This is a genomic window from Tumebacillus sp. BK434 (assembly GCF_004340785.1).
Taxonomy (GTDB): domain Bacteria; phylum Bacillota; class Bacilli; order Tumebacillales; family Tumebacillaceae; genus Tumebacillus_A.
In genome coordinates this window covers 349,269-366,887 of sequence record NZ_SLXS01000003.1, presented here as the reverse complement: position 1 = coordinate 366,887, position 17,619 = coordinate 349,269, and the positions used below count along the sequence as shown (strand labels likewise).

Genomic DNA, 17,619 nt, shown 5'->3' with positions numbered 1-17,619 from the left:
AGATATTGCCGACAAGGTAGTTGCCGAACTTCCCGCAGCGGTCGAACTCTTCGGCGAAATTAAACACCAGTATTCGTACTAGAGTCAATAACGTCGGAATCATTGACCAATGTCGAGTTGGCACTCGTTCCAGTGATCGCGACATTCCCAACCAAGTATGATCCTGCCCCGTTAAAAAATTTTGACGTCGCTTTTGGTGAAATCAAGAATGTATCGCCAACTTCTATGATCCCACCCGATGAGTTGTTGTTGATAACGAAGCTTCCGACGATCGCAGGCACCACCACCACCTCCATTTTTTGACCACGAACCATGCTTATTTCCTATCTTCTTATGTATTCTGCGCGCATGAGGATTGATCCAGGTCGCTCCTATTGCAGGCCAGCTGTGTCGTGTCTGGATATGAAAAAACCCCTCATGGCGATCCAATGAGGGGTTCATCAAAGCGGTTCTTCAGTTTACCTACAGCTTCAACAGCTTCTCGATGCCTTCCGCATCGAGAATGTTACCGACCATGAAGTTGCCGAACTCGCCGAAGCGGGCGGACACTTCGTCGAATCTCATTTCATACACGATGTGCTTGAACTGCAGCGAATCGTCGGAGAAGAGGGTCACGCCCCACTCCCAGTCGTCGAAGCCGACAGAACCGGTGATGATCTGCTTGATCTTGCCCGCGTATTTGCGGCCGATCATGCCGTGGGCGCGCATCATTTCGCGGCGCTGCTCCATGGACAGCATGTACCAGTTGTCGTTGCCTTCGCGCTTTTTGTTCATCGGGTAGAAGCAGATGTGCTTCGCCTTCGGCAGAGCCGGGTACAGGCGCGCGCGGACTTGCGGGTCTTCGTACGGGTTGGCGTCCGGGTTGTTCACATAGTTGGAAAGCTCGACGACCGACACATAGGAGTAGTCCTGGTAGGTGAAGTCGGCGAAGCTCGTTTTGTTAAATTCATTCTCGATCTCGTTCAGCTCTTCCAGCGACGGACGCAGGAACATGAACACCATGTCCGCCTTGTGGCCGACGATCGAGTACGTGGCGGTGCTGCCTTGCTGCGCCGCTTCGTTGTCGTTCCACTTGCTGATCAGACCGTGCAGCTCGTCCAGCGCTTTCTGGCGAACTTCTTCGGAAGCTGCCTTCCAGGCTTCCCAGTCGATCTTGCGGAAATCGTGCAGGGCAAACCAGCCCTCCAGCGTGAGCAATGCTTCGTTTTGGCTCATTTCAAAACAACTCCTTCAATATGTACATACGAACCCTTGATTTCCCCGTTAGTATACCACAACCGCTTTTTCTCAAAACAATCCGCGCCGCCAGATTTTTTACAAATTCATGTAGATTTCTTGTTCGGAATATTGTTTCGAATCGATTCATCATGTATGGTAGAGTAGTAGAAAGGTATACTGATCTCGAAGGGGGTCTTCACATTGAGCAACAATCCAGTTACTACTCATAAACTGCTATCGGTTCCGCCGCACCTCAAGCCCTTCTGCGTGGAACAAACCTATGAAAAATATACGCCGATCGACCATGCTGTTTGGCGCTATGTGCTTCGTCAAAACTGCGCGTTCCTCGCCGAGAAGGGCTATGGCTCCTATCAGGACGGGTTGCGCGTAACCGGCATGTCCACCGAGTCGGTTCCGAATATCGAAGAGATGAACGTTGAACTGAGCAAGATGGGCTGGGGCGCTGTGGCGATCGACGGCTTTATTCCGCCGGTTGCGTTTTTTGACTTTCAGGCGCATCGGCTGCTCCCGATCGCCGGCGACATCCGCACGCTCGATCACATCGCCTACACCCCGGCGCCCGACATCATCCATGAATCGGCCGGTCACGCGCCGATGCTGCATGATCCGGGCTATGCGGAATTCCTGCAGTTCTTCGGCGAAATAGGCGCCAAGGCGCTCGCTTCCAAAGAAGACCACGACCTCTACGAAGCGATCCGCCTGCTCTCCATCGTCAAGGAAGATCCGCGCGCGACGGCGGAGCAGGTGCAGGCGGCAGAGGATAAACTGGCGCAGGCCGAAGCTGCCGTCACCGAGTCGTCCGAGGCGGGCGACATCTCCAAGCTGTACTGGTGGACGGTGGAATACGGGCTGATCGGCTCGGTTCAAGACCCGAAGATCTACGGTGCCGGCCTGCTCTCCTCGATGGGGGAAAGCCGTGCGCTGTACCGTCCGCACGTGCAAAAGGTGCCGTTCAGCCTCGAAGCGTGCTCGACGAAAGACTACAACATCACCGAGCCGCAGCCGCAGCTGTATGTCTGCGAGAACTTTGAGCAGCTGACCGAAGCGGTCAAAGCGTTCGCCAAAACGATGGCCTACCAAGTCGGCGGCACGGCGTCGCTGAAAAAAGCGGTGCGCTCCGACAACCTCGCCACCGCGGTCTACTCGTCCGGCCTGCAGGTGAGCGGCACGTTCACGCATCTCGAATACGATGGCGCGGGTGAAGCGGTCTACCTGAAGACGACCGGTCCGACCATGCTGTCGGTGGACAACAAGATGCTCGACGGCCACGACCTCGAATACCACGGCGAAGGATTCGGCTCGCCGATCGGCCGGGTGCAGGGTTTTGCAACCCCGCTGGAAGACTTCTCCGATGCACAGCTGGATGAGGCAGGCCTGAAGGTCGGCGCTCACGCTGAGCTGGTCTTTGCTTCGGGCGTGCAAGTGGCAGGCGAAGTGAAATACGTGCAGCGCGAAGCTGGCAAGATCGTGCTGATCGGCTTTGACAACTGCACCGTCACCCATGGCGACACCGTTCTGTTCCAAGCGGAGTGGGGCACGTTCGACATGGCGGTCGGCGCGGCGATCACTTCCGTCTATGCCGGTGCGGCCGACCGCGCAGCTTGGGCGGCTTCCACGTTCAGCAAGTCGGCGCTGAACACCAAGCGCCATGACGTGACGGCAGAAGAGCAGAAGCTGTATGACCTCTACCAGACGATCCGCGACCTGCGCGAATCGCAGGCGGCAGACAGCGAAGTGCGCGATGTGACGGCGAGCGTCTTGAGCGACCTCGACCAGTCCTACCCGAACGACTGGCTCCTGCGCGTGGAGATCCTCGAACTGCTCGCTCCGAAGGCGCTGGCGCCGGAGCGGGAAGCGCAGATCGCAGCGCATCTGGAGCAACTGGCTGCGACCGGTGCAGGGCTCCAAGAATTGATCGAGAACGGGGTCCAGCTCGCCCGCTAGATGCAAGTTTTCGCAAAAAGACCAGCCGACAGGCTGGTCTTTTTCTTGGGATTGGGCAATACTAGCAGAGAGACTATCGACTATTAGATGTAAGGAGCAGCACCAATGGCCCATTTTCTGCGTGTGATGACCAAGCAGCAAACAGCGCCCGGGCTCGAAGAACTGACCAAGAGCCTGGCGCAGGAAGGCTTTTCGTTTGAGACCTTCCCCGACAAGGAAGAGGAGCGCTTTGCCGATCCGAACTGGCAGACGCTGCACCTCGCGTACGACCCGAACAAGATGTCCCTGATGCTCGACCGCTCGCGGTCCGGGGAGGAAAGCGGCGATCTGGCCGAAGAGATCGCCGAATTTCAAGAGAACCTGCAAGCGCTCGAAGGCGCGGGCAAAGCGGCCGTCGCCGAGATTTTGTCGGGCACCGAGCAGATTTTTGCCTGCCTGATCCCTGACGACATCACCGAGCAGGGCTGGGAGCTCGCCGAGAAGCTGCTCGAGCATCTGCTCGACGCGACCGACGGCCACCTGCAGGTGGATGGCGAAGGCTTTTATGACAAAGAAGGGGAACTGCTCTTCGAGATGGACTAGCGATCCATCGCCTGCCTGCAGCTTGTCAGGTTCCTGCATCAGGTTGCGTTGATTCACAACACTCTCAGAACGGATGAGGATTACATATGTCAAAATTTACCCTGATTGCCACCGCTCCGATGGGACTTGAAGCGATCGTGGCCCGCGAAGTGAAAAACCTCGGCTACACCGACGTGCGCACCGAAAACGGCCGCGTCGAGTGGGAAGGCGACGCGTCGGCGATCGCCCGCGCCAACATTTGGCTGCGTAGCGCCGACCGCGTGCAGATCAAGATGGCCGAGTTCAAAGCCACCTCGTTTGAAGAGCTGTTCCAAGGCGTCAAAGCGGTGGCGTGGCAGGATTGGCTCCCGAAAAACGCCGAGTTCCCGGTGGACGGCAAGTCGCAAAAATCGCAGCTTTCCTCCGTCCCGGCCTGCCAGAGCATCGTCAAAAAAGCGGTCGTCGAGAAGATGAAAGAAGCGTACGGCATCGAATGGTTCGATGAAAACGGCCCGCTCTACCGCATTCAGGTCGCCTTAAACAAAGACATTGCGACGATCACGCTCGACACTTCGGGCGCCGGGCTGCACAAGCGCGGCTACCGTCAGCTGACCGCACAGGCGCCGCTGAAAGAGACGCTGGCCGCAGCGATCGTCGACCTGACGCGCTGGAAGCCGGACCGCCCGCTGATCGACCCGTTCTGCGGTTCGGGCACGATCCCGATCGAGGCGGCGCTGATCGGCCGCAACATCGCGCCGGGCCTGTTCCGCGACTTCACCGCCTCGAATTGGCCGGTCGTGCCGCAGCGGATCTGGGACCAGGCGCGCGCAGAGGCGAAAGATCTTGCCCAGATGGACCGGCCGTTGGAGATCATCGGCTCGGACATCGATCCGGAAGTGCTGTCGCTCGCCAACTACCACATCCGGCAGGCGAAAGTGTCCGATGCGATCCGCCTGAAGAACCTGCCTGTCAAAGCGCTGAAGACGGAAGCGCAATACGGCGTGATGATCGGCAACCCGCCATACGGCGAGCGCCTCGGCGAGCGCCGTGAAGTCGAAGCGATGTACCAGGAGCTCGGCGTCGTCGCCAAGCAACTCGACACGTGGTCGGTGTTCATGCTGACGTCGAACAAGAGCTTCGAGAAGTTCTACGGCAAACGCGCCGATAAAAAACGCAAGCTGTTCAACGGCCGCATCGAGTGTGACCTGTACCAGTACTTAGGTCCGCTGCCTCCGCGCAAAAGAGACCAAGACTAGCAAAAAAAGGCCCCTTGTTTGCAAGGGGTCTTTTTGGTGTACAATGGGAGGCGAGTCTGTGGAATCTGCGTTCTCTGTCAGTAGATTTACGGTTGGTTTTTCCTGCGCGGGCAAGGCTTTTTCTCCTCTGAGAATCACACTGTGTCGTCAAAAAACGAAGATTCAGTGTGGTCAGTCACATTTTTGTCAAGAAAATGACCAAAATGGACATAAAAAAGAAAACATGAACGCGGGAAGAACTAGTATAATCGAGAAGTAGAATGCTGTCTGAACACGTCGAACGGCATGTCTTTGGCGTGAAAACAGGGAGAATGCACAGCTTCTTCCGCAGCACTTATCGAAATTTCACAGATAGGAGGAGGACAAGTGGGACTGAGTAACTTTTATCTTCCAGAGGCCATAACGCAGACGGCGAAAGACATCGACGGTCTGTTTGGGATGATCTTCTGGATTTCCCTCGTTGCGTTCATCTTGGTAGAAGCGCTCCTGGTTATCTTCCTTATTCGGTACAAGAGAAAGCATCCGGATAAGCAAGGTCTGGCGATTCACGGCAATACCAAGGCTGAAGTCATCTGGACAATGATTCCCGCGCTGATCCTGGTCGGTATCGGTATCTACTCGAGTGGTATGGTCTATACCATTCAAGAGCCGCCGACCGACGTGTACGAAATTAAGGTCACGGGCATGAAGTGGGCATGGGAGTTTGAGTACCCGAACGGTGCAAAAACTTACGGCGAACTTCGCATCCCGGAAAACGAGAACGTCCTGTTTAAGATCTACTCCAAGGACGTCATCCACTCGTTCTGGATTCCGGAATTCCGCGTCAAGCAAGACGCGGTGCCTGGCCGCGAGACCCGTTTCTGGGTAAAAGCGGAAACGTTTAACAACGCGGAGAACAAATACGAAAAGCGCATCATCTGCGCGGAATACTGCGGCAACCAGCACTCCAACATGCTCGCAGACCTGCAGATCATGCCGGCTGACGAGTTCACCGCATGGGTGGATAAAGAGCTGACCCGTCCGAAGACTGATGCGCAATACGTCATTCAATCGAACGGCTGCACCTCTTGCCACACCATCGACGGCGGCAAGTCCGCAGGTCCGACCTGGAAAGGTCTTTTCGGCAAAAAACAAATCGTAAACGGCCAAGAAGTCACGGTCGACGAAAAATACCTGGAAGAAGCGATCATGACTCCGGACGCAAAAACTCCGGAAGGTTTCAACTCCGGTATGATGCCGGCGTTCCAATTGGAGCCGGATGCAATGAAGAACGTTGTAGAGTATATCAAATCTCTGAAGTAACACTATCTGACTTACGATGGGGGTGGAAACGTTGGCAGCGACGGGAGATGTAAAGCGCAAGTCTTTCTTCCGCGATTGGATTCTAACCGTTGACCACAAGAAGATCGGGATTATGTACGCCCTCACCTCGATTATCTTCTTCTTCTTTGGCGGTCTGGCGGCGATCCTGATCCGTACGCAGCTCGCGATGCCTGACACTCAGGTACTCGAGCCGCAGCAATTTAACCAAGCGTTCACCGTGCACGGTACCATCATGATCTTCCTGTGGATCATTCCGATGCTCACCGGTGCTTTTGGTAACTATCTCGTGCCGATTATGATCGGTGCACACGACATGGCGTTCCCGCGTATGAACGCACTGTCCTACTGGCTGTTCCTGCTGGGCGGCCTGGTTCTGTTCGCTTCCTTCTTTGTGGGAGCAGTTCCGGATGTAGGCTGGACGGCGTATCCGCCGTACTCGATCGAATCTCAAGGTGCCGGTCTGGACTTCTGGGTCACGGCGGTCCACATTTTGGGTCTCTCTTCGATCCTCGCAGCGATCAACTTTATCGTCACCACTTGGAACATGCGCACGGAAGGCATGACCTTCAACCGCATGCCGCTCTTCGTGTGGGCGAACCTTGTCACTTCTTTCATCCAGCTGTTCGGTACTCCGGCGCTGGCGGGCGCAGTCACCACGCTGCTGCTCGACCGTCACTTTGGCACGGTCTTCTATAACGTAGCTGAGGGCGGGGACCCGATGATGTATCAGCATCTGTTCTGGTTCTACTCGCACCCGGCTGTATACGTTATGATCATCCCGGCGATGGGTATCGTTTCCGAGATCCTGCCGGTCTTCGCTCGCAAGCCGATCTTCGGTTATAAAGCGATCGCTTACTCTTCGATCATGATCGGTTTCCTTGGCTTCATGGTATGGGCTCACCACATGTTCGTAGCAGGTATGCAAATGTCGGAAGGTATCCCGTTCATGATCACCTCCATGATCATCGCGGTGCCGACCTCGATCAAGATCTTTAACTGGCTCGCGACCCTCTGGGGCGGCCAGATCAAGTTCACCACCCCGATGCTGTTCGTGTCCTTGGGCTTCCTCGGCCTGTTCACCATCGGCGGTCTGGGCGGTATCATGCTGGGTGCGGTTCCGGTTGACCTTCACCTGCACGACACCTACTTTGTTATCGCTCACTTCCACTACGTAATCTTAGGTGGATCCATGACGGCGATCCTTGCGGGTATGTTCTACTGGTTCCCGAAAGTAACCGGCCGCATGTACAATGAAAAATTTGGCCAAGTCGGATTCTGGCTGTACTTCATCGCGACCAACCTGACCTTCTTCCCGATGCACTTCATCGGTATGGCAGGTATGCCGCGCCGCGTATTCTTCTACCAGCCTGAGCTGACAACGCTGAACCAGTTGGCAACCCTTGGTTCCTACCTCATGGGTGTCGCTGCGCTCCTGCTGTTCATTAACCTTGCCTACTCGCTCTTCAAGGGTGAAAAAGCTTCGCAAAACCCGTTCGGCGCTCAAACGCTCGAGTGGACGCATGCTTCTTCGCCGCCGACCGAATTCAACTTCGAAGCGATGCCGGTCGTTACTGCCGACCCGTACCAATTCGGTGAGCAAAAAGACGGCAAATCGCTCGACGATGACGGTGTAACCGCATAATCGTCGCAACGATTTCGAGGTCACAAGCGGTGGAATACTGGCAACTCGCGGAAGGAGTAGTCATGGTGGTCAACTGTCGTTTCGTTCAGTCGCACTTGTCGATGATGACTCCTGATGGAGCACGGCCGGTTGGTCCCGCTTGCTGACACTCAAGCAGTACGAGCGTCACATCGTTTCCTGTTCGGCATTCAAGATCAGGGAGTGGGTCCTGGTCGTTCCGGCTCCTTCTGGTCATCTGTAACAGAGAGAGATCTCTAGAATCTTGCTGGGAGGGGTATTACTTTGGAACAGACTGTACAATCTTCTTCGACCGCTTCTCGCGTCTCGAATCCGGTCATGGAACCGGGACCGCTGTCGGAAACTCCGACCGGCACCTGGCGTGACTTTGTGACGGTAACAAAAATCGGGATCACCCTTGCGAACATGATGACCGTCTTTGCCGGCCTTTGGCTGGCTTCGGACGGCCAAGCCGCAGGCGACCTGATTTTCTACACGCTGATCGGTACAGCGTTGGTGATCATGGCCGGCACTTGCTTGAACAACTATATCGACCGTGACTTGGATAAAAACATGGAGCGCACGCAAAAGCGCGCGTTGCCGAGCGGTCGCCTGAACGCTACTCACGTTCTCTGGCTGGGCGTGGGGTTCGCGCTGGTCGGCACGCTGATCTTGACGTTCCTCGTCAATGCACTGACGGCGTTCCTGGGTCTGATCGGTCTGTTCGTATATGTTGTCATGTACACGATGTGGCTGAAGCGCTCGTCCACCACATCCACCGTCTGGGGCGGCATCTCCGGTGCCGTGCCGATCGTGATGGGCTGGACCGCGTTCAGCGGGACGATGGACTTTGGCGCTTGGATGCTCTTCCTGTGGATGTTCCTCTGGCAGCCGCCGCACTTCCTGGCGCTGGCGATCCGCCGTGCGGAAGATTACGGGAAAGCGGGCATTCCGCTGCTTCCGGTCGTCAAAGGCTTCGATGTGACCAAGCGTCACATGATCCGCTATGTTTCGGCGATGGTGCCGGTATCGTTCCTGATGTACCTGATCCCGAACATGGGCTACACCTACCTGATCGCTTCGCTGATTCTCGGCTTCGGCTGGTTGGGGCTGTCGATCGCTGGTTTTGTTGCAAAAGACACGATCAAATGGTCGCGCATTTCGTTTGTATATTCTCTGATCTATCTCACGGTGCTGAGCATCGTGATGATCGTAGAACCGTATCTGTAATCTCGAAGAAAAGGAGGAACGAAGATGTCTGCACATCACGCTCCCGATTGGGTGCCGCATCGCGAAGGCACAGGCATTAAAGACAACGGCGTATTTGCGACTTGGCTGTCCCTGATCGCATTCACGTTCTTCATCGGCACTTTCGTTGCTGCGAACGTGTACCTGCGCGGCTGGGCACCGGATAAGTTCAATGTGGACTTCGGTGCAAACGCGAACCTTCCGGCGTTTACGACCATCTTCCTGCTGGTTGCAGGTTTCCTGGTCCTGTTGGCGGCTAACTTCTTCCGCACGAAAGCGATGGGCAAGTTCAACGCCATGATGGTGTTGGCGACCCTGGCGATCACCGGCTATGCTGCGATGCAGCTCTGGCTGATGTCGTATGTACACGGGCTGGGCGCGCATGCATGGACGACGCACATGTCGATCTACTTCCTGCAATTCGCGCTGGCGCTCGTCTGCATCGGCTTCATGATGGCGATCGGCAAGTTCTACAGCGAGCGCAACACCAAAGCGCTGAACCGTCTGGTTCCGGCTGCACTGTCTGTGTTCCTGTACACCGTAATGGCCGGCGTTCTGACGCTGGTGATCACCGACATGATGTCCGTTGGCGAGTTCGCAAATTGGTGCGGTACTCGTATCATGGAACTTGTTAAATAACAAGGAGGTATAACAGTAATGGCTCTGCTCGGATTTGCTGCTGGTGCTTTCGTATTCGTAGCGTTGATCTGCGGTATGTTTTATTACACTGCCTCCTTTACGCAAAAGAAGTAGCACCACCTGGACGAAGATCTCTCCCCGCATGGGGAGAGATTTTTTTATGTTGAATGTAAACGTTTTCTAATCCATCTATAAAAACTGAATAATCGAACTTTTGGAAAAGAGCTTCCAATCCCATCAGGTCAGAAGTATATTTGAGAGAAATCTTTTTTGAAGGGGGAACTGGAAGTGGGCTTATTTCGGCAGACGATCGCGCTGTTTGGACCGTATAAGGGCAGGATGTTGCTAGTGCTCTTGTATGCGGTGTTAGGGGGCGCGTTTGCGACGGTTCCACCGCTTTTGTTAGGCAAATTGGTCGATCAGGTCTTGCCTTTGCAGCTGACAAATATGATCGGCTGGCTGGTCGCAGCCGTCTTTTTCGCCTTTTTAGGCAAAGTAATGTTTGAATCTTTGCAAGAGTTTGTGCAGGTTAAAATCGGTCTCGACATCATCACCGACATGCAGTTGACCGCATTTCGCAAGCTGCATCGCGCACCGATGTCGATGTTCGCCACCACGCCGCGCGGGGACATTCTGTTTCGCCTGACCCATGACGTGGAAGCGATTCAGAACCTGAACTCGACGGTCATCCCGCGCTTTTTGCAGCAGTTGTTAGGGGCGATCGCCGCGTTTATCGCGGTCATCGCGATCTATTGGCCGGCGGCGGTGGTGATGCTCGCGGTGTTTGTGATCTACCTTGGCCCGTCTTATCTGCTCGGGCGCAAGGTGCGCAAGCTGAGCGAGGTGCAGCGCAACATGCTCGCCGACCTCTATGCACACATGCAGGAGAGCATCGAGTCGATCCGCCTCGTGCGCACGTTTGTCACCGAGGAGCGCGAGACACAGACGCAGTCGGTCAAGCTCGACGCATGGAAGAAGTTTGCGATCTACGCCGCGCTGATCTCGAAAGTGAACTGGCGCCTCGGCAACATGATGCAAGTCGCGTCGCCCGGCGTGGTGATGCTGATCGGCGGGATGGCCGTCTGGCAACAGGAGATCACGATCGGGACGCTGGTCGCCTGCATCGGATTTATTCCGGCGATGTTTTTGCCGATTCGCTCTTTGGCGGAAAACGCTTTGATGATTCAGCAGGCGATTCCGGCGCTGCAGCGCATTTTTGAATACTTTCATCTGCCGGAAGAGCAGGCGGAAGGCTTGCCGGCTGTCGGCACCGTACAAGGCGACTTGGAGATGGAGGACATCTGGTTCACCTATCCGGGCGCGGAAGAGCCGGTGCTGCGCGGGGTCTCGCTGCATGTGCGAGCCGGGCAGCACATCGGCATCGTCGGCGCGTCCGGCGGCGGGAAATCGACGCTGATCCAACTGCTGCTCGGTCTGTACACGCCGGAGCAGGGCACGGTGCGCGTCGACGGCAAGGACCTGAACACGCACGACCGCAACTCGTTCCGTCAGCAGGTCGGCGTCGTGTCGCAGGAGACGTTCCTGTTGAACAGCACTTTGCGGCACAACCTGCTCTATGCGCGCCCGGATGCGTCGCAGGCAGAACTGGACGCGGCGGTGACGGCATCGGGGCTCGGCGAGTTTCTCGACAGTCTGGAAGATGGCTACGAAACGGTCGTCGGCGAGCGCGGCTTGAAGCTGTCCGGCGGGCAGCGTCAGCGCGTGGCGCTGGCCAGGGCGATCTTGCGCCGACCGCCGGTGCTGATCTTCGACGAAGCGACCTCGTCGCTCGACGGCGAGACGGAAGAGCGGGTGCAGGAAGCGCTGGAACAGCTGATGCCAGGGCGCACGACGATCACGATCGCGCACCGCCTCGTCACCGTGCGCGACGCCGATGAGATCCTCGTGCTCGACCACGGCGTCGTCGCTGAGCGCGGCACACATGAAGAGCTGTTGAAAATGCAAGGGCAGTACTGCCGCCTGTATGCGGCGCAGTACAGCGAACTGGAGAAGGAGGGGGTCGTATGAGTCAGGCAACGGTGAAAAAACCAAGCGACGGCAAGCGCGTGCTCGCGTTTTTGCGGCCCTACCTGAAGTGGGTCGGGGCGGATTCGCTGGTCATCGCGCTGAGCCAGGTCTGCGGCGATTTGATTCCGGCGCTGGCGATGACGTGGCTGGTCGATTCGATTTTGCCCGATACCGGGAACAGCAGCCTGCTGTGGGGCTTGGCGATTCTGCTCGTCGTGGCGGCGGTGCTCGACCTGGTGTTTATGGTGATCGACGAGTACTTCTGCCACGCGGTCGCCAAAGGGGTGACGATTCAGCAGAAGCTGCGCCTGTTCCGCCACCTGCAGGTGCTGCCGTTCAGCTTCTACCACCGCAACCAGTCCGGGGAACTGCTCGCCCGCGTGTCGGATGACCCGGATACGCTGCACAACTTCCTCGCCTGGGAAGGGTCGTCGCTGATGGCGTCGGTGCAGGGCGTGGTGATCTACTCGGCGGTGCTGGCGTGGATCGATCCGCTGCTGATGGTGACCTCACTGGTGCTGGGCGTGATCTTCTACTACGGCTCCAATCTCGTCGGGGCGCGGACGCGGACCGCCTCCGCAAACGCCAGACGGGAAGCGTCGCGCTATCTGGAGCGGCTGCGCGAGTCGGTGACCGGCATTCACCTGTCGCGCGTGCTCGGCGTGGCGGAGTCGGAGATCGAGACGGTGGCGGCGATTCGCAAAGACTTCATCCGCGAGAGCCACCGCGAGCTGAAAGCGCGCATGCAGTCTTTTGTGGTGATCGGCTCGTTTAACGGCGTGGCGATGGGTGCCGTCTATGCGATCTCCGCTTGGCTGATCTGGGACCAGAAACTGACCCAAGGCGAGATGCTCGCCGCCGCTACCCTCGTCGGCGTCGCGGCGAACCAATTGCAGCGCATGCTGCGCCACTGGCTGTCGGTGCGCCGCACCGGACCTGCGCTCGACCGCTCGGAGATCCTGCTGTCCGAACCGGCATCCCCGGCAGAAATCAGCAATGGTCTGACCTTTAATGAGGTCAAAGGTGACGTAGTTCTCGACGGTGTGGCATTTGGCTATCCGGGCAAAGCGGACCGCGTGATTCAGGAGCTGTCCTTCGCGATCTCGCGCGGCGAAGCGGTGGCGCTGGTCGGACCGAGCGGCTCGGGCAAGTCGACCGTGGTCGATCTGCTCTTGCGGCTGTATGAGCCGGACGCGGGGCAGATCTTCCTCGATGGCAAGCTGCTGTCCGACCTCGACGCCCGCTGGCTGCGCAAACAGGTCGCCGTGGTGTCGCAGGATGTGCAGCTGCGCAACGGGACGCTGGCCGACAACTTGCGCCTCGGAAACGTAAGCGCCAGCGACGAAGTGTTGCTGCAGGCGATCGCTGACAGCGGGCTGCAGGAGTTTTACGACAGCTTGCCAAACGGGCTGAACTCCCCGGTCGGCGAGCGGGGCAACCTGTTGTCCGGCGGGCAGAAACAGCGCCTGTCGCTGGCCCGCGCCCTGGTCGCCGACACGCCGATCCTCGTGCTCGACGAAGCGAGCTCGGCGCTGGACCCGATCACCGAAGTGCTGGTCAATGCGGCGATCACCAAGCGCCGCCGTCAGCAGACGGTGCTGGTCATCGCGCACCGCCTGTCCACCGTGCTGACTGCAGACCGCATCGTCGTGCTGGAGCACGGCCGCGTCGTCGAGCAAGGCACGCATGATGAGCTGTTGCAGCAGGAAGGGGTCTATGCCCGCCTGTTCAAGCGGGAAGCGGACATCGGAGAGAATCTGGCAGGATAAGCACAGAAAAAGGCCGCCCGGCATCGGGCGGCCTTTTCTATGCGCAGAATGGCAGGAATTTGGTGGTCAGTTATCATTTGTCTTCTGTTATACTGAAAGTCTAGTATGTTGAGTATTTGCAATGCTTGAAAGAGGTGGTCTGACAGATGACCGATTGGGTGGCAATCTGGAAGGCGCTTTTCATCGCAGGCGTTCTGGGCTATCTGGCTGGCACGGCAGCTTATGGCTGGCTGCCGCTCCAGCGCAGAAGGCAGAAGCGGCAGATCGGCGCACGCGAGCGCGTGGTGTATGCTTCCGACGTCAACACGGAGCTGCACGGCTACCGCATCGGCTCCAACCACTGGGGTGCGGTGCTGTGGACAGCTGCGTTTGTGCTGCTCTGGATCTTGCAGGTGGAAAGCGCGCTTTTGGTAATCGGCTGTTTTGTATATATCGGGGCGTTGACCTGCCAGTATCATCGCAGCCGCCCGTATCAGAAGCTGCAGCAGTATGTACTGAGCGAGCAGGGCGTCTACCTGTTCCCGGAAAATCTGGGCCGGCCGATGTGGAACAAGGCGGAGCTGCTGTCCGCGTCGTGGGACGTCATCACCGGCTACAAGATCGACGGGAGCTTCCTGCAGTTTGCAGGTCAGGACGGCGGGATCGCCTTGCAGGTCGAATATCGGGCGCTCGACTACGAGCGGGTGAAAGCGGTGCTGTTCGAGCTTGGCGTGCCGCGCCTGGAGTTGAGCGACCGCCTGTGGGTGGCGCAGGTCGATGAAGAGAAGTTTTACGCGCTGGAAGATGAGATCAACGATCTGGGCTGGGATCTGCTCGACCTGTTCCATGAGGAGCTGCGGAGCATGAACCTGCGTCCGGAGTTTGGCGTGATGCGCAACATGCCGGGCGACCGGCTGTTCGAAGAGCAGGCGCGCTCGTGGCTGCAACTGAACCTCGTCGATGCCGACTCCTCCGAAAAGGTCGCCGGCGGATCGTTCCCGCTCTGGCATTCGACCGGCAGCGTCGGCTATCTGCTCGGCACCGGCGGGCAGGAACTGGTCGACCGGCTGCAGGAGTGGCTGAAGATGACGCTGCGCGATGCGGAGAAGGCGAGAGAGGTGGTCGTATCATGATGGCCGGATTTTGGCTCGTCTTTGGCATCTGGATGGCTTTGTACGGCTTGAACGTGCCGGTCCGGGCGTATCTGATCCGCCGCCACTGCCGGCAGCATGAAGTGCTGCAGCGGGTCGATGTGCAGACCGGGGCTGAGGAGAAGATGACGTTTTACAAATACATGGTGCCGCTGGCGATCTCACTGCTCGTCATCTCCGCTGTGCGGGTGATCACGCGGGAGAAACTGCTCGAGATCAGCGATGTCGAAGCGTTGTTCGCCGGGATGCTGATCGGGCTGGTGACCGTCTGCGTGTTGTGGCCGTTCTACTTCAAGAGCCGCACGCGGCGCGAGGAAGCGGTCCTGTTCGACCGCGACGGCGTGACAATGTTTGCACCGCGTGTCGGTCTGCTCACGCAAGGGCCGTTCCAGACGCGCATCGACTGGAAGGACTGTTTCGGTTATTCTGTCTTTCGCGGGCATGTGATGCTCGCGCTGCGCCCGATCGGACATGTCGAGCAATTGTACGGGGCGCACCGCGAAATGATCGAGAAGACGCTGAACCAGCTCGGCATCCCCAAGTTGAACGCCTATGACGTGATCCGGCAAGGCGAAGTGCCGGAAGCAACGCTTCGGGCGGCCGAGGAGCATGTGTTTGCGATCGCGCAGGACGTGGCGGCAGGCTTTAGCACCGAGCTGGCAGGCGAAGGCCTCGCCGTGTCGGTCGAGCTGTCCGACACGATCGAAGGCGAGCCGGAGCATGTTCCGGATGCCCATTGCCTGGTGCGCTTCCGGCTGCTCGAAGGCGACAAGGTGCTGCAGCAGCTGGATTGGCTGATCTGGGCGCTGTACGACGACACGCTGGAACTGCTGTCGCTGCCGGCGCATCAGTATTATGAAGAGCTGGACGGACGGGTGCAGTCGCTGGTCGACAGCCGTATGCGCGAGCTTGGCGTGGCGCAGAAGCCGGTCGTGTTGCAATAAGTCGAAACTTATCTCTGGTTCAAACTGCCCCTCCTATGTTAAGATATTCATAACATTATGAATTTACCTAAGGAGGTAGTGGTCGTGGTAGAGGGGATCGGGGGTTCTTCTTCGCAACATCAACAGATGTCGATGCAACGGCAGCCTGTCAAGTACGTGCAACATGATTTTGCGTTTCACACGACGCTGTCCAATGGCTCGAGAGTGGTGCAGCATGAGACTAAAGAGACGATCGTCGCTGCTTCTGCCACGGAGCAGCGCAGCCATACGGCGGTCGGGCAGCGGATTGACGTGTACTGCTAAAAAAGGCACCTCCTAACATGGAGGTGCCTTTTTTTGCACATACTAGAGGGACAGCGAATCGCAAGGGTGGTGAAGACGATCTTCTGGATGATTCTGCTTTGCATCGGGCTCTTGCAGGTGCTTTTCATCGGGACGGTCATCATTCTGGAGAACCGCAACCCCGGGAAAACGGTGGCCTGGCTGATCGTACTCACGTTACTTCCGATTCTCGGCTTCCTGATCTATCTGGCGGGGGGCCGCAATGCGCGCCAAGAGAAACTGTTTCGCCACAAGCACATGGCAGGCGGCAGGCTGGAGTCGATCGTGGACAAGCAGCTCCGGCAACTGAGCGAAGATCATGTGCTGTTCGGCTACGGCGTCGAGCAGAAAAAGCGGCTCGTGCGCCTGTCGCTGCAGAACTCGCTGTCGCCGCTGACCAGCAACAACAGCTTCGAAGTGCTGACCGACGGCAAATTGAAATTTCAGGTGCTGTTCGAAGAGTTGGAAAAGGCGCAGGATCACATCCACCTGATGTACTACATCTTTCGGGATGATCAGATCGGGCGGGACACGCAGCAGCTCTTGCTGCGCAAAAAGCGGCAAGGCGTCGAGGTGCGGGTGATGGTGGACGGTCTGGGCTCGCACAAGACGTCAAAGCGGTTTTTTCAGGAGATGCGCGATGCGGGAATCGACGTGGCGGTGTTTTTTCCGGTGCGCTTTCCATTTCTGAGCAGCCGCCTGAACTTCCGCAATCATCGCAAAATCGTCGTCGTTGACGGCCAGGTCGGGCTGCTCGGCGGGATGAACATCGGCGATGAGTATCTGTCGCGCGACCCTAAACTCGGCTTCTGGCGCGATACGCACCTCCTGGTGCGCGGCGACAGCGTGCAATTGATGCAGAAGACGTTTCTGAACGACTGGTATTTTGTGACGAGACAAAAGATCACCGCCGACAAGTATTATCCGCAGCCGGAGCCGGTCGGGAACATGCTGGTGCAGATCGTGCCGAGCGGCCCCGATGCGGAGTTCGATTCGATCCGGCAGATGTTCTTTACGGCCTGTGCGACGGCCGAGAAGCGGATCTATCTGCAGACCGCGTATTTTATCCCGGATGACAGCCTGATCATGGCGCTCAAGATGGCGGCGCTGAGCGGTGTGGATGTGCGCCTGCTCTTGCAGGGGGTGTCGGAGTACCAGGTCACCTACTGGGCGTCGCGGTCGTATTTTTCGGAGCTGCTCGAAGCCGGGGTGAAGATCTATCAGTACCAAAAGGGCATCTTGCACACGAAGGTGCTGATCATCGACGACGAAGTGGCGTCGCTGGGCTCGGCAAATTTTGATATCCGCAGTTTCCTGCTGAACTTTGAGATCGGTGCGTTTCTCTACAACAAGGAGTTCGCCGAGCGGCTGGAACGGGATTTCCAGCAGGATCTGCAGGACAGCGTGCGGGTGGATCGCGAGGTCTACAAGAAACGTCCGCTGAAGGATAAATTGCGGGAGTCGGGGGCGCGGCTGTTGTCTCCGCTGTTGTAAAAGCCCAAATTGCAAAGTTGATGAACCATTGCCTAGACCCTGTAATACCTTGGAATGGGAGTCGTGGAGAATCGACAACAACCT

Annotated in this window: 15 protein-coding genes; 13 read left to right on the top strand and 2 right to left on the bottom strand. The window is 57.5% G+C overall.

Annotation, left to right across the window (positions count from 1 at the left end; translation table 11 throughout):
- Positions 1 to 59: 59 nt before the first annotated feature.
- Both EV586_RS10060 and hemQ read right to left on the bottom strand, forming a co-directional pair.
- Entirely contained in the window at positions 60 to 281 is a 222-nt protein-coding gene (locus EV586_RS10060; protein WP_132945288.1) for a spore germination protein, read from the bottom strand.
- A gap of 181 nt (positions 282 to 462) precedes the next feature.
- Positions 463 to 1,215 carry a hydrogen peroxide-dependent heme synthase gene (gene hemQ, locus EV586_RS10055; RefSeq protein WP_132944962.1) on the bottom strand — a complete coding sequence of 251 codons (753 nt, stop codon included), beginning with the start codon at positions 1,213 to 1,215 and terminating at the stop codon, positions 463 to 465.
- A 204-nt stretch (positions 1,216 to 1,419) separates the two neighbouring features.
- Here hemQ and EV586_RS10050 point away from each other — a divergent pair, with 204 nt between their 5' ends.
- The 13 genes from EV586_RS10050 to cls all read left to right on the top strand — a co-directional run bounded on the left by EV586_RS10050 (position 1,420) and on the right by cls (position 17,535).
- Positions 1,420 to 3,183, top strand: a complete 1,764-nt coding sequence (locus EV586_RS10050) for an aromatic amino acid hydroxylase (RefSeq protein WP_243653003.1) — start codon at positions 1,420 to 1,422, stop codon at positions 3,181 to 3,183.
- 105 nt (positions 3,184 to 3,288) lie between these two features.
- Complete coding sequence (locus EV586_RS10045; RefSeq protein ID WP_132944961.1) at positions 3,289 to 3,765, top strand: hypothetical protein; 477 nt, start codon at positions 3,289 to 3,291, stop codon at positions 3,763 to 3,765.
- Positions 3,766 to 3,851: 86 nt separating this feature from the next.
- Positions 3,852 to 5,000, top strand: coding sequence for a THUMP domain-containing class I SAM-dependent RNA methyltransferase (locus tag EV586_RS10040; RefSeq protein ID WP_132944960.1), 1,149 nt, complete (start codon positions 3,852 to 3,854; stop codon positions 4,998 to 5,000).
- A 366-nt stretch (positions 5,001 to 5,366) separates the two neighbouring features.
- Positions 5,367 to 6,302: a cytochrome c oxidase subunit II gene (gene coxB / locus EV586_RS10035; RefSeq protein WP_132944959.1), complete on the top strand. Its 936-nt coding sequence runs from the start codon at positions 5,367 to 5,369 to the stop codon at positions 6,300 to 6,302.
- Between the two features lie 31 nt (positions 6,303 to 6,333).
- Positions 6,334 to 7,965: a cytochrome c oxidase subunit I gene (ctaD, locus tag EV586_RS10030; RefSeq protein WP_243653002.1), complete on the top strand. Its 1,632-nt coding sequence runs from the start codon at positions 6,334 to 6,336 to the stop codon at positions 7,963 to 7,965.
- Between the two features lie 282 nt (positions 7,966 to 8,247).
- Positions 8,248 to 9,192: a heme o synthase gene (gene cyoE / locus EV586_RS10025; protein WP_243653001.1), complete on the top strand. Its 945-nt coding sequence runs from the start codon at positions 8,248 to 8,250 to the stop codon at positions 9,190 to 9,192.
- A 24-nt stretch (positions 9,193 to 9,216) separates the two neighbouring features.
- Positions 9,217 to 9,849 carry a hypothetical protein gene (locus tag EV586_RS10020; RefSeq protein WP_132944956.1) on the top strand — a complete coding sequence of 211 codons (633 nt, stop codon included), beginning with the start codon at positions 9,217 to 9,219 and terminating at the stop codon, positions 9,847 to 9,849.
- Positions 9,850 to 10,137: 288 nt separating this feature from the next.
- Positions 10,138 to 11,877 (top strand): ABC transporter ATP-binding protein, encoded by a 1,740-nt coding sequence (locus EV586_RS10015; RefSeq protein WP_243653000.1) that lies wholly within the window; start codon positions 10,138 to 10,140, stop codon positions 11,875 to 11,877.
- Positions 11,874 to 13,646, top strand: coding sequence for an ABC transporter ATP-binding protein (locus EV586_RS10010; protein ID WP_132944955.1), 1,773 nt, complete (start codon positions 11,874 to 11,876; stop codon positions 13,644 to 13,646). Before EV586_RS10015 ends, EV586_RS10010 begins: the two co-directional genes overlap by 4 nt.
- Positions 13,647 to 13,792: 146 nt before the next feature.
- The gene (locus EV586_RS10005; protein ID WP_132944954.1) at positions 13,793 to 14,758 is read left to right on the top strand and encodes a hypothetical protein; all 966 of its coding nucleotides are present in this window, start codon (positions 13,793 to 13,795) and stop codon (positions 14,756 to 14,758) included.
- Positions 14,755 to 15,720: a hypothetical protein gene (locus EV586_RS10000; protein ID WP_132944953.1), complete on the top strand. Its 966-nt coding sequence runs from the start codon at positions 14,755 to 14,757 to the stop codon at positions 15,718 to 15,720. The genes EV586_RS10005 and EV586_RS10000 overlap by 4 nt, the downstream gene beginning before the upstream one ends.
- An 84-nt stretch (positions 15,721 to 15,804) precedes the next feature.
- On the top strand, positions 15,805 to 16,023 hold the full coding sequence (locus tag EV586_RS09995; protein WP_132944952.1) for a hypothetical protein: 219 nt from the start codon (positions 15,805 to 15,807) through the stop codon (positions 16,021 to 16,023).
- Between the two features lie 33 nt (positions 16,024 to 16,056).
- Positions 16,057 to 17,535, top strand: a complete 1,479-nt coding sequence (gene cls / locus EV586_RS09990; RefSeq protein WP_207893884.1) for a cardiolipin synthase — start codon at positions 16,057 to 16,059, stop codon at positions 17,533 to 17,535.
- Positions 17,536 to 17,619: the final 84 nt, after the last annotated feature.

Excerpts from the sequence above, each read along its gene's own strand:
- hemQ (WP_132944962.1), bottom strand. The coding sequence starts at position 1,215 with ATGAGCCAAAACGAAGCATTGCTCACGCTGGAGGGCTGGTTTGCCCTG.
- EV586_RS10045 (WP_132944961.1), top strand. The coding sequence starts at position 3,289 with ATGGCCCATTTTCTGCGTGTGATGACCAAGCAGCAAACAGCGCCCGGG.
- EV586_RS10040 (WP_132944960.1), top strand. The coding sequence starts at position 3,852 with ATGTCAAAATTTACCCTGATTGCCACCGCTCCGATGGGACTTGAAGCG.
- EV586_RS10020 (WP_132944956.1), top strand. The coding sequence starts at position 9,217 with ATGTCTGCACATCACGCTCCCGATTGGGTGCCGCATCGCGAAGGCACA.
- EV586_RS10010 (WP_132944955.1), top strand. The coding sequence starts at position 11,874 with ATGAGTCAGGCAACGGTGAAAAAACCAAGCGACGGCAAGCGCGTGCTC.
- EV586_RS10005 (WP_132944954.1), top strand. The coding sequence starts at position 13,793 with ATGACCGATTGGGTGGCAATCTGGAAGGCGCTTTTCATCGCAGGCGTT.
- EV586_RS10000 (WP_132944953.1), top strand. The coding sequence starts at position 14,755 with ATGATGGCCGGATTTTGGCTCGTCTTTGGCATCTGGATGGCTTTGTAC.